We start from the raw sequence: 12,082 nt of genomic DNA, 5'->3' as shown, positions 1-12,082 counted from the left end.
GAGTTCCCATGATTGCATGTTTTGAAAAAGAAAATCTCAAGAAGACCATTATCGCGGGCGTTCTCCTTCTCGTGGCGACATTCTTCGTGACCGTCGGCGTTGCCGAAATCAGCTTCCCCGAAACGATTCTCACATTCACCGACCAAGAATGGCTCCTCGACATTTGGCCAAAGGCATACCGCTACAACATCCACGTTGGCGTTGGCGCCATCGTTCTCGCTTGCGCACTCATCTTCCCTGCCATCAAGATTCAAAAGGATTTCGCCATCCGCGCTCTCGAAACGCTTTGCCGCATCGGCATTGGCGGCATGTTCATTTTCGCCTCCATTTTCAAGATCCAGGACCCGCACCAGTTTGCAACGCTCGTTGCGCAGTACCAGTTTTTCTCGGCATTGCACCTCGACTTCGTGAACAACTTCTTTGCACTCGTGTACCCGCAATTTGAATTCTGGTTCGGGCTTGCGATGATCGTGTCGCCGTTTGTCCGCGAATCCGCATTTGCGATTTTCTGGATGTTTGTAAGCTTCATCATCGCACTCGCCTGGGCGCTGTGGAATGACCTCGGCATCACCTGCGGTTGCTTTGAACTCGAAGGCGCACAGGATAAGGCAGAAGCCTGGACTAGCCTCATCCGTGACCTCATCCTCATTTGGCCGACTCTATGGCTTGCCTTCCGCAAGAACAAGAGCATCATCGGCATCTGGAAAAAAGACAAGGAAGTGAAGTAATGCAATCGTGGCACAAGACCCCGTCTATTCTTAGCATTATCTTTGGAACCGCACTCACCTGCTCGGCGCATCCGGTCGACATGCCACACCACATTACCTTTGCCGATTCGGCGCATACCAAAGAGTTGAACATCAACGTCCAGCTCCTGGATTCTCTTGCTGTCACGAATCTCAGCAAGGCGAAAACGCATTACGACAATTCCATGTCCATACGCCTTTTCGCAAGCGGTAAATTTACCGACGCGTTCCTGTTTGACACCCGTGTCAAAGTCAACACGGACTACACAAACCGTTACATCAATTTCAATTACTACAATCCCGACGAAGGAATCCCCTACAACAAGCAAAGCGAACGCAAACGCACTTGGGACCTCTTCGCCGCAAACGTGAGCTACAATCTTGAGCCGGTCAAGTTGCTCGCTGGATTTGACTTTTTGGAATGGGGGCCTGCCCGCCGTAACCACGTGATTTTACGTGGAGAACGCAATTTTTACCGACCATGGCAAGATAGCTCCAGCCGCATTCCCGATGCAGCCCCGACTCCTTATTTTGGTTACCAGTTCACATTAGGCCCTATTGAATACACGCAGTATGCCGCCAAACTCTACGAAAAGAAGAACTTTGGCAAGTATTTCCATGCGCACCGCCTGAACTTGAACCTCCCGAAAGAAATCACACTTGGCATTTCAGAAACGTCGCTTTACGGCACCACCACCGAAGCGGCTGGTACAAATCCGAACCCCGATAGCGATAGCACGGGCCGCGAATTTGAATGGGCTTACGTTCTCCCCTTCATCCCTTACGTTTTTCAGGAACACTTGCAAGGCGATCAGGACAACATCTCACTGGCTTTTGACTTGAGCGTGAAAACTCTCCCGAATTGGGAATTTTACGCTGAACTTTTGTGGGATGATATGAAATCCCCGACAAGCATGTTTGACGATAGTTGGTGGGGCAACAAGTGGGCCACAACGCTCGGCGTCGCTCGCGACAACTTTGAAATTGGCCCTGTGAATCTCAACTGGATGTTTGAATACACGCGCATTGAGCCCTGGGTTTATACGCATCACAAAGGGAACGCTTACACGTACGCGAGCTACGCCCAAAGCCTTGGTTGTGACCTCGGCCCAAACAGCCAAGAAGTCCATACCGAATTGACCGCCACATACAACTTTATCAAGGCTACGCTCTTCTTTGGCGCTGTCGCCAAAGACACCGCCTTCGGCGGAAACATCAAGGATTTGCACACGCCCGAAAGCGCCATGGACAAAAAGTTCCTGAACGAAGAGACGACTCTCCGCTACAAAGAACTTGGATTGACATTGAGCTTAACTCCGTGGGAATGGTTCAGCTTTAGAACAAGCTACACAAGATTCTTCGGAGACTTTAAAGGCTACCGCGCTTATGCCGTCGGTAGCGTACAATGGTAAATGCACTTCGTCATCCTGAGTGGCGCAGCCACGAAGGATCCAGTAACACTTTAGAACATTTTCTTTAGTTCTTCCTCGTCGGTGACGGCGAGGACTTTTTCTTTCCATTCAGGGTCGAGCAAGCGCTTTGCCACATTCGCAATCGTAACCGTATGCGCCATCGCCGATTCCGCCGGAGAGAGAAGCACGCACATAAATTGCGCCTTCTCGTCATTACGAGTTTTAATCCCCGTAATGCCTTCACGAGCGACGACAAAAGCCATCAACGGTTCCTGCAAGCCAGAAACGCGCGTATGCGGGAGCAAGAGCCCCTGCCCCATATAAATGCCCTGAACCACACGCTCCGAAAGCCCTTTCCATGTCGACATCGCGTCGAACGGATAAGGACCTTTCACAAGCGCGTCATAAGCGTAACCCAAAGCACGATTGAACTCCACTGGCTGCGCGTAAATACGCGTATAGATGAGAGCCATTACTGAAGCGCCCAATCCATGAACTTGAACACTTCAGGATCTGTAGCCTTGGCAATCTGCTTGAATTCGCCAAACAGTACACGGAGCTGAGCCTTGCCCGGTTCAATGTACTGTTCGAACTTTTCAATCTTTTTCACCTTGGAGAGGAAGCAATAAGCGCCGAGAGCCTGCATCAAGCGCTGCAAGCTAGCATGCACAAAGCCTTCCCATGCATCGTCCTTCGTATAAATTCTTGTACCGCGGTACTGGCTGCGCCAATATTCAAAGAAGTCCTTGATCATCGGAAGCGGGAGACTCACGTACGGATCCCACAAGAGCGATGCGATATCATAGAACATGGAACCGCGACGAGCGCCCTGGAAATCGACAAATGCGACTTCGGAATTCGGGCGGACCATGATGTTCTGGCTCTGGAAATCGCGATGCATCAAGACCTTCGTCTGAGCTTCGACGGAGACCGCCACGAGCGAATAGAAATTGCGAACCGATTCCGGTATTTCCGTAATGCCCTTGTGGAGCTTGAGGTAATTCTCGGTAAAGTAATCGGATTCCCACTTGAGGGCGGCAAAGTCAAAGCGGCGGAGCCAAATTTCGGTGTGATGGCTGAAGAGCTGATGGCTTGCATTCTGCCACTGGATAAGTGCGTCAATCACTTCCGGGTACAGAATACGAGCGCTGCCAGAGAGCACTTTCGAATCATTCGGGAAAACTTCGTCCAAAAGGCTGCGTTTGCCCAAGTCTTCTTGCAACACCTGGCAAGCATCTTCGTCAACGCAATAAACGCGCGGAACCGGCAAGCCGTATTCCCTAAACGTCTTGGAATACTCGACAAAGTGCTTGAAATCTTCATTCACTTCGGCACTCACCTGCAAGACGCTTTTACGTTCATCGCTAGCGATACGGAAATAACGCCTTCCAGAGCCTGCACCAGCAATGGGAGTCACAGTAAAGTTTTCAGTATAACCATGAGTCAAGAGAAACTCATGAATACTCGGAGAAATTTTAATAATATCGTTTTGCATACTTTTAATATACAATAAGAAAGAGGAAAATGACAAAGAAAATGTAGGTTTTAGGGGTATATAATCTAATTACGAGAACTTAATTCTCGGGTCAACGAGCGTATAAAGGATATCGCTGAAAAGGCGACCCACCATCGCCATAAGGCTACTGAGAAAGATAATCCCCATCACCACGTTGTAATCGCGATTGACCATCGAATTATAATACAAAAGCCCCATGCCATCGATATCAAAGACCTTCTCGATGAGGAGAGCGCCCGCAAACATCAGCGTGCAAATTTCCGAAAGGCGGGTTGCAATCGGGATAAGCGCATTGCGGAGAGCGTGGCGCACAAGAGCCTGCTTAAAGCTCAAGCCCTTAGCCAAAGCCGTACGCATGTAATCGCGGCCCAATTCCTCGAGTGCTGAGTTTTTCATGAGGAACGTGAGGAACGCAAATTCGCTAATCATGTAGCAGAAAATCGGGAGCGCCAAATGCTGTGCCAAATCAAACACTTTCCCGAAGAACGTAAAATCCTCGAAGTCATCGCTCGTGAGCCCACCCAGCGGGAAAATGTCCAAGTACGAACCGCCCGCCAAGAAGATGATGAGCAAAATGCCAAGCGCATAACCCGGCATCACGTAGCCCGAGAAAATAAGACCACTCGTAAAAGAATCAAGCTTGCTTCCGTGATGCACCGCCTTCCAGAGCCCAAGCGGAATGCAGATAAGGTAGCTCAAGAAGAACGAGGTCACGCCAAAGAACAAAGAAATCGGGAAACGGCTTACAATCACGTCCCAGACTGGGAGTCCGTACGTGTAGCTTTCCCCAAGATTCAAATGCAAAACATTCCAAAGCCACGTGAGGTAACGTTTCCACGCAGGCTGGTCAAAACCAAAGTACGCCTGAATTTGCGCAATCTGGTCCGGCGAGAGCGCCTTGGACGCATCCACGCCACCCTTCATCGAAGCCGCCTGTTGCGCACGAGAAATCAGCTCTTCGACAGGTCCACCCGGCAAGAGCTGAATCAAGATAAAGCACACCAATGAAATCCCGATTAATGTCGGGATCATCAGCAGCAAACGACGAAGGATATAGGATCGCATTTATCTCATTTTTCCAGAGCGCAAGACGTCCATCATGTTGAACGGCTTTGCGGTGCCTGCAGCAATCTGGTCAGCGAGGAAGTTCACGGCATCAACAGTGCCTTCGGCGTAAATCTTGCGGCCGCAAACATTGTGCTGGAATTCAAAGTGAACCGTACCGTCAGCGCTATCGAGGCTGTAAGTATGGAAAGCGTGACCGCCGAGATATTCTTCGGGCACGTGCATGCGTTCCATCTGTTCCTTCTCGTTGCGCACCTTTTCGATGTCATCGACGGTGAAGTCAAAACCCATCTTCTGGAAGTCGCCGACCACAGCCTTGGCGGTACCGCTCGTATCGGCCTTCGTCTTCTGGTGGCTTTCGACAACGGAGAGCTTGTAGCCGCTGAATGCCGTCGGGAATTCCTTGGCCAAGAATTCAATCATCGTCTGGAAAGCGACAATCTGCTTTGCCATGTTCGGTGCGATGACGCTCGGATGGTTAGCATCAGCAACAAGCTTTGTAAGAGCTTCGCGGTCACCACCGGTCGTGCCCATCACGAACGGAATCTTGTGATTCACGTAGAAAGCGGCGTTGTCGTTCACAGCCGTCGGGTGCGTGTAGTCAATGCAAATCATGTTCGGATACTTGGCAAGCACTTCACCAATGCGGGCTTCGCGGTTGGAGGGCTTCAAGAGCTGAATCGTCTTGCCTGCAACTTCGGCTTCGTTTTCGACGATAATTTCACCCGTCAAAGAATACGGGACAAGTTCCAAACCGCGAGCAACACAAGTTTCGGCCACGATGCGGCCCATGTTACCCGGAATACCATTAACCATCACTTGAACGGACATAAAATCTCCTGTTGTTTTTCCGTTTGACAAGATAGAAATTTACACATAAAAAAAGGGAGATGCCCGCTCGGAGGCGGGCATGACAGGTTATAAAAAGGTGGTCCCGGCATGCTTCGACTGCGCTCAGCACAGGCTCCAGCCGGGATGACATGCAAAAAAGACTGGTATGACTGATTATAAAAAGGAGATGCCCGCTCGGAGGCGGGCATGACAAATTTTAAGCAAAAAAGATTAGCTTATTTGCCACGAGAGTCAATCTTATACTTTGCAGTATTCTTGGCACCCTTCTTCTTCAAAGCCTTGATGAGGCGAGTATAGCCTTCGTTCGTAGCCCAGTCGAGCACTGAGTAACCCTGACCGCACTTGGCGTTCACATCGACACCCTTGTTGATGAGGAACATCATAGCGTCGTAGTTACCAGACTTGACTGCCCAATGAATCGGCATATAGCCATCCGGGCTGCGGTTTTCAAGCGGAGCGCCAGCGTTTGCAAGCACTTCGAGCATGTCGGCCTTGCCAGTCTTTGCGGCGATAAGAACTGCGGTAGCGAGGTTCTGCGGTTCAACGCCTTCCTTCTTGAGCTGATCCAAGATGCGGACGACAACTTCCTTGTTGCCCATCATGACTGCGTTATCGATAACCGGTTCACCGTTGCCGTTGTTGACGTTAGCCTTTGCGCCGTGATCGAACAAGTAGTTGAGCACCATCATGTTGCCCTTATTTGCTGCGATAGCGACGGCGTTGTTGCCGTTATCAGCCGGCTGGTCAATTTCAAAGGAAGCCTGGAGGAACAAAGTCATCTTGGCGGTATCGCTATTGACCGCATAAGAGACGAACTGGTTCGGCGTAAAGCCAATCTGCTTCTTCGTCAAATATCTACGAACAGACTGCGGGTCGTTCGGGTCCATGGTTTCTTCACAACCAGTCAAGGAAAAAATAAGACCAGCAGCACAGAGAGCCAAGATTTTCTTCTTCATATTATACTCCAATGAATTTTTGATTTTTCAAGTTAAAACTACACTATTTTTTCCAATTTATTCCATAAAAAACACGAATTTACACATTTTTTTTCAAAAACAAACGATTATTTCTTGTTTTTCTTGGTCGTTTTGATTTTTAACTTCTCATTAATCTTGATTTTCGTGTCTTTAAGGCCGTTCCACTTCACAATATCTTCAATTGTCACACCGTATTGGCGGGAAATATCCCAAAGGCCCTCGCCCTTCTTGACCACGTGAGTAATTTCTTCGACCTTCGGGGTGCTCGGCGCCGGAGCCGCAGATCCTGGAATCTTGAGCTTTTGACCAACCTTGATGTTCGAGGAATTGCCCATATCGTTCATTTCGCGAATGGCTGCAACCGTCGTCGAAAACTTCTTGGAAATTGCAAACAGATTATCCCCAGCTTCGACCGTATAGATGATCGTCGTATTGGCGGGAGTCTTCTTTGAAGATTTCGATGTCGATTCAGTAGTCTTTTCGGTTGTCTTTTCCGTCTTTTTAGTGGTCTTGCTAGACTTCTTAGAATCTGCAACAGCATCGTTTGTCTTGGTCGGTTCCACATCTGGAGTACCTTCATCCACGGCACCCGACATCCGACGCAGCGGACGAACATAAGCCGGGATCGCTAAAGAATCACCAATCGTAAGGCGCTTGGTAAACCCGCTATTGGCCTGCAACAAGAGGAAAACAGGGACTTTGTACTTCTTTGCAATTTCAGCATAGGTATCCCCAGCCTTGACCACGTATTTTTCACCTTTTTTGAGCGCAACACGTTGCTGAATAAAGCTCGTCGGCTTGAGATCAGGCTTTGAAACGTAAATAGTATCGCCCTTCTTGACGTTATAACCCGCCTCGATATTGTTCCAGACGCGAAGCGATTCCTGAGAAACGCCAAAACGGCGAGAAATGGAAGCCAAATTATCACCAAGTTGCACCACATATGTACGGACTTTCGTTGGCTTTTTGCCTGTAGACCTGCGCGGAGCGACTTTTATCGGGATGAGAAGCGTACGGCCCGGCTTGAGCTTCGTCTTTTTCATGTCGTTGGCACGTTGAATTTCGGCCACACGGACGCCATACTGTTGTGCAATTACGCCAATCGATTCCCCTTTACGGACCTTGTGCTGTTTCCAGCTCGAAAATCCATTCTTTTCCATGCGGTCATAATTCTGCACAAACGCAGCACGAGTGCCATAAGGCAAGCGCAACAAATAGGCGTCACGGTTTGGCGGAGTACACCACATGGTGAGTTCCATATTCAAAGTACGAAGCGTATCTTCCGTGACTTTCAGGAACTTTGCAATTTCATCGAACGAGAACGAATCATAAACAGTAACGGTATCATAAGCAGGCAACTGGCGCTTAGTAATTTGCACATCGTAATGTCCCGGATAATGCCCAATCACCATTGCAGCAAGGATTCTCGGCACATAATGCATTGTCTCTTGCGGGAGTTGCAAGTCCCAATACGTCACCGGGCGATTGCCCCATGTAGAATCAGCCTGTTTTTCCTTAATCAAACGACGAATTCGGCCTTCACCGCAGTTGTACGCCGCCATAGACAAAAGCCAGTCGTTAAATTCATCGTGAAGACGAGAAAGGTAAGTCAAAGCGGCATCGGTCGCAAGTTCTGGATTGCGACGCATATCCACCCAGAAGTCCTGTTCAAGACCATAGCGGGCACCCGTTTCAGGAATAAACTGCCACATGCCGGCAGCCTTTGCTCGGCTGTACGCTTTCACGTTAAAGCCGGATTCCACCAAAGCCAAATAAATCAAGTCACGAGGCATACGCCGTTGTGCAAGCTTTGCATTGATCAAGGAATCATAAGCCGTCTTGCGGGTAAGCGACCTTGTAATAAATCCGCGAGCCGTAGTCGTCATGTAGTAAATTTCTTGCATGACGCGTTCGTTAAAGCGAATCGGGAGCGAGAAACGCCCGGCATCTACTGTATCTAAGAAATTTTCGATAACACGAATTGAAGCGCTATCGGCTGCATTTTCGTCGTAAGCATCAACACCATCAATAGTTAAGCTATCTACAGAAGCCGAATCATTCCCCTCTTGCTCTGCAAGGTTCGGATAAACATCTTCTAATGCTTGCACGATACGCACAGGCATCTGCATTTTGTAGATAGAATCTTCAGAACGTGTAAGCTTACTCTTTGTAGAATCGTACTTCTCGGTTACAAGCAAACGGAGCGATTCTTCGAGATAATGCTTGGAAACAGCCCATTGATTATTATCAATAGCCTGAAGGCCATACTGATAATAGACCCAAGAGGGCCTTGTCGAATCCCCAACTATTTCCTTACCTGGATTTACTCCAGTAGGTACATCAATAGAGACCTTCTCCGCTTGGATAGGTTTCCCCTGAGATGACGCGGCAAGCTTCGCCTGCTTGGAAGCGCAGGCGGTCAGTATTAAAAGAGCAAGAGCGAAGCCGAGTCTGAGTAATTTATTCGACCATATCACTGGTCGAAATCCATATCCTCGCCGTAGTCAGACCAAATTGGGTTACGGCCAAAGGACGGCTTGTCAAAATCGACTTCTTCGTCAACTTCTTCTTCCTGCGGTTCTTCTTCTTCTTTGATCAGATCATCTTCTTCGCCCAAATAAGACGGATCGGGAGCATCATCGAACGCATCACTCTTAGGACGACGACCACAATAGTAAGCCTTACTCATATAAGCTTTCCTCCAGTTTATTGCATCAATCTGTTCATACCATACAGGATAACACCGCACATCGCAAGTGCAGTCACAATTTGCAAGATGATGATCACCCTGTTAATCTTGTACGCCTTTTGCGACTTTCTATGCCATGGGGGCAATTTATTTGCGGAGTTCATGTTTCTCACTTCGGAAGTGAAATATATACATAAATTTTAAAATGCAAATAGATAATCATAAAAAAATGTCTAAATTCTTTATGAAAAATGAAACAATTTCTATCAACACTTCTCTTTAGCGCAGTTTTTCTGTTTGCGCAGTCCGGATTTTCCATCAACAGCAGCGGAATCCATGTTCCTGGAGCACGAACTCTCAGTCCGGGAGACTTGTTCGTCATGGGCGGATTCGAAATGGCGAATAGCAGTAAGCCCGCCAGTATCGAAGGATTCCTGACGGATGAAAACGGTAAAAAATACGAGCTTACCAAGGATTCCCCATCAAACTCCGTCCTCGGTTATGTAGGCTATGGTATTTTGGACTACCTTGAAATCGGATTGAACCTGAACGTCCACTATGACGGAAATGCTGGTAACACCAAGCTCAAGGGGCTTGGATTTGGAGATATAGGACTATTAGCCAAGGTCCAACTTCCCAACCAGTCCTTGAGAGATCTGTTCAACTTTGCTGCAGCACTTGAAGTTTTCATCCCTACCGGAACAAATGAAAAGGGGTTACGCCCAAGGCACCTTTGGTACATTCACGAAGACGAATTGTCCAACCCCTATTCTGCATCTGATTTCGTCGCCGCCGCAACATTGTACATGACGATAAACATCCATAGGAACCTCAACTGGAACAACTATGCAGGTTATCTCAGAACATTTGGAAACGGAGAGAACATTTTTATCTGGGGTTCAGGCTTAAATCTATTCCCCTATGAATGGGTTTCTCTTGTACTCGAGACCTCCGGTGAAACGCACATTCGCACTAAAAACGTATGGCACGAATTTTTGAATGACCAGCTGAGATTTTCACCGGGTTTGAAAGTAAGACTTCCGAAATTCACAACGCTTTCCATCAATGCCGATCTCGGTATGGACCTTTTCAGAAAGCAAAAGATCCACCGTGGCCACGCCATCACTGTCAAGAACAAGGACCACAAGTATTCTTACACTGTCCCTGGCAGTCCAACCATGGCCGTATCCATCAAGTTTAGCCGTACATTTGACCTCAGTGGAAGGATCGAAGACTTTAAAAAGAAGATGGACGCATGCCCCAAGTCAGGCCTTTCGTTCAAAGAAAACAAGTACCGCTGTGCGCCCGACGACGATAACGACGGTATTGCAAACGACCTAGACCGATGCCCTGACACGCCCGCAGAAGTGCTTATTGACGAGAACGGATGCCCGTTTGACCACGATAGCGATGGCGTTCCAGACCACCTAGACAAGTGCCCCAACACCAAGGAAGGCTACCCAGTCGATGAATTTGGATGTATCCGAGACAACGATAACGACGGCATTCCGAACGAACTAGACAAATGCCCCAATTCCGAACCCGGTGAAGAAGTCAACGAGAAAGGCTGTATCCTCGATACAGACGAAGATGGCATTCCGAACGTACTCGACTCCTGCCCGAATACGCCTGCAGGACTCACCGTGAACAAATACGGATGCTTCTTGGACATGGACAAGGACGGCGTCCCAGACGAATGGGACAAGTGCCAAAACAGCATGCCGAACGAGATTGTCAATATGTACGGCTGCCCCATTGACTCTGACGAAGACGGCATCCCGGACTTTATGGACAAATGTGAAAAGACTCCTTCAGGAGTAAAAGTCGATAGCGTCGGATGCCGGCTAGACCATGACCTTGATGGTGTATTTGACGAAGATGACAAATGCCCTGATACGCCTGAAAATGCGCCAGTCGATAGCATCGGTTGCCCTTTGGATTCTGATAAAGATGGCATTTTCGATTACCTCGACAACTGTCCGAACACGCTTGAACAAACCGAAGTCGATGCAAACGGCTGCCCGATTCGAGAAAAGCAGAACCTCGACAAAATCGCAAGGCGAATTCAATTCCACAAGAGCACAGACAAGCCGATTAATTCATCTTACACGGCTTTAAGCGATGTGGTTTCTATCATGCGGCACAACAAGAAAATCGCCATTGAAATTCAGTGCAGCGTAAAGCCAGGTGAAGCGATGATTCCGCAATCCCTTTCGGAAGCGCGCGCAACAGTTGTTTACGAGTACCTTGTGAATAAAGGCATCAAGGAAGATCGCCTTAAAGCAACAGGTTTTGGGCTACAGTTGCCAGCAAACGTCCGTGGACATGCCAAGTTGAACCCTGTAGGAATAAGACTGCTGCCTTATACAATCAAGGAAGAATAAGCGCTGGACTTAGATGGATTGCCGCGCTTCGCTCGCAATGACGTGCAAGGTTTGACAGCACGAACGCTTGCGTTCGTATTGGATAACCGCAGCCGTCAAGCCTCGAAGAGGAATGACGTTTCTTTTCTAAGTTCTGTCCTTGCTATTAAAGAAGAGCGCGATGACAAGCGCAACGACGACGTAGAGCGCCACAGCTGAAAAAAGCCCGAGAATCTCCGAGCCAGAGAGCGCCTCCACCTTGATGTAAAGGAGGACGGAAAGAGGCATGGCGAGTAAAAAGAGGATTCCGGGGATTTTCTGTTTCATGAAAAGCAAGATAGTAAAAAAGCCGCATAACGCGGCTTTAAAACTTGACTGGATTCCTCGCCCGTAAAGGGCTCGGAATGACGAATGCAGGCGAAGCCTGTCACCCCGGATTTGTACAAGTACAATGCCCTTCGG

11 protein-coding genes are annotated in these 12,082 nt (G+C 48.6%); 3 read left to right on the top strand and 8 right to left on the bottom strand.

Annotated features, from left to right (window positions below; genetic code table 11):
- The first annotated feature begins 8 nt into the window (after window positions 1-8).
- Entirely contained in the window at window positions 9-728 is a 720-nt protein-coding gene (locus CRN95_RS09270) for a MauE/DoxX family redox-associated membrane protein (RefSeq protein ID WP_097020689.1), read from the top strand.
- A complete protein-coding gene (locus tag CRN95_RS09265) occupies window positions 728-2,158 on the top strand; it encodes a hypothetical protein (RefSeq protein WP_097020688.1) in 1,431 nt (476 codons plus the stop codon). The genes CRN95_RS09270 and CRN95_RS09265 overlap by 1 nt, the downstream gene beginning before the upstream one ends.
- Window positions 2,159-2,208: 50 nt before the next feature.
- Here CRN95_RS09265 and CRN95_RS09260 read toward each other — a convergent pair whose 3' ends face one another.
- The 7 genes from CRN95_RS09260 to CRN95_RS09230 all read right to left on the bottom strand — a co-directional run bounded on the left by CRN95_RS09260 (window position 2,209) and on the right by CRN95_RS09230 (window position 9,257).
- Window positions 2,209-2,631, bottom strand: a complete 423-nt coding sequence (locus tag CRN95_RS09260; protein ID WP_097020687.1) for a PTS sugar transporter subunit IIA — start codon at window positions 2,629-2,631, stop codon at window positions 2,209-2,211.
- The gene (locus CRN95_RS09255; RefSeq protein ID WP_097020686.1) at window positions 2,631-3,653 is read right to left on the bottom strand and encodes an aminoglycoside phosphotransferase family protein; all 1,023 of its coding nucleotides are present in this window, start codon (window positions 3,651-3,653) and stop codon (window positions 2,631-2,633) included. Before CRN95_RS09255 ends, CRN95_RS09260 begins: the two co-directional genes overlap by 1 nt.
- A 69-nt stretch (window positions 3,654-3,722) precedes the next feature.
- A complete protein-coding gene (locus CRN95_RS09250) occupies window positions 3,723-4,739 on the bottom strand; it encodes an ABC transporter permease subunit (protein WP_014545089.1) in 1,017 nt (338 codons plus the stop codon).
- On the bottom strand, window positions 4,740-5,570 hold the full coding sequence (dapB, locus tag CRN95_RS09245; RefSeq protein ID WP_097020685.1) for a dihydrodipicolinate reductase: 831 nt from the start codon (window positions 5,568-5,570) through the stop codon (window positions 4,740-4,742).
- A gap of 236 nt (window positions 5,571-5,806) precedes the next feature.
- Window positions 5,807-6,547, bottom strand: a complete 741-nt coding sequence (locus tag CRN95_RS09240; RefSeq protein ID WP_088631204.1) for an ankyrin repeat domain-containing protein — start codon at window positions 6,545-6,547, stop codon at window positions 5,807-5,809.
- 107 nt (window positions 6,548-6,654) lie between these two features.
- Entirely contained in the window at window positions 6,655-9,045 is a 2,391-nt protein-coding gene (locus CRN95_RS09235) for a LysM peptidoglycan-binding domain-containing protein (RefSeq protein WP_097020684.1), read from the bottom strand.
- A complete protein-coding gene (locus tag CRN95_RS09230; RefSeq protein ID WP_088631206.1) occupies window positions 9,042-9,257 on the bottom strand; it encodes a hypothetical protein in 216 nt (71 codons plus the stop codon). The genes CRN95_RS09235 and CRN95_RS09230 overlap by 4 nt, the downstream gene beginning before the upstream one ends.
- Before the next feature lie 251 nt (window positions 9,258-9,508).
- Between CRN95_RS09230 and CRN95_RS09225 the strand changes: the two genes are divergently transcribed.
- Window positions 9,509-11,641, top strand: coding sequence for a thrombospondin type 3 repeat-containing protein (locus tag CRN95_RS09225; RefSeq protein WP_088631207.1), 2,133 nt, complete (start codon window positions 9,509-9,511; stop codon window positions 11,639-11,641).
- A 126-nt stretch (window positions 11,642-11,767) separates the two neighbouring features.
- On the opposite strand, the gene CRN95_RS09220 is transcribed toward CRN95_RS09225, so the two are convergent.
- On the bottom strand, window positions 11,768-11,947 hold the full coding sequence (locus CRN95_RS09220; protein WP_097020683.1) for a hypothetical protein: 180 nt from the start codon (window positions 11,945-11,947) through the stop codon (window positions 11,768-11,770).
- Window positions 11,948-12,082 lie beyond the last annotated feature (135 nt).

This window comes from Fibrobacter sp. UWB16 (genome assembly GCF_900215325.1).
Classification (GTDB): domain Bacteria; phylum Fibrobacterota; class Fibrobacteria; order Fibrobacterales; family Fibrobacteraceae; genus Fibrobacter.
This window is presented reverse-complemented; position numbering and strand designations above follow the sequence as displayed.

Coding starts and splice junctions, on each gene's coding strand:
- CRN95_RS09225 (WP_088631207.1), top strand. CDS start 9,509: ATGAAACAATTTCTATCAACACTTCTCTTTAGCGCAGTTTTTCTGTTT.
- CRN95_RS09230 (WP_088631206.1), bottom strand. CDS start 9,257: ATGAGTAAGGCTTACTATTGTGGTCGTCGTCCTAAGAGTGATGCGTTC.
- CRN95_RS09220 (WP_097020683.1), bottom strand. CDS start 11,947: ATGAAACAGAAAATCCCCGGAATCCTCTTTTTACTCGCCATGCCTCTT.
- dapB (WP_097020685.1), bottom strand. CDS start 5,570: ATGTCCGTTCAAGTGATGGTTAATGGTATTCCGGGTAACATGGGCCGC.
- CRN95_RS09265 (WP_097020688.1), top strand. CDS start 728: ATGCAATCGTGGCACAAGACCCCGTCTATTCTTAGCATTATCTTTGGA.
- CRN95_RS09250 (WP_014545089.1), bottom strand. CDS start 4,739: ATGCGATCCTATATCCTTCGTCGTTTGCTGCTGATGATCCCGACATTA.
- CRN95_RS09260 (WP_097020687.1), bottom strand. CDS start 2,631: ATGGCTCTCATCTATACGCGTATTTACGCGCAGCCAGTGGAGTTCAAT.
- CRN95_RS09270 (WP_097020689.1), top strand. CDS start 9: ATGATTGCATGTTTTGAAAAAGAAAATCTCAAGAAGACCATTATCGCG.
- CRN95_RS09255 (WP_097020686.1), bottom strand. CDS start 3,653: ATGCAAAACGATATTATTAAAATTTCTCCGAGTATTCATGAGTTTCTC.
- CRN95_RS09240 (WP_088631204.1), bottom strand. CDS start 6,547: ATGAAGAAGAAAATCTTGGCTCTCTGTGCTGCTGGTCTTATTTTTTCC.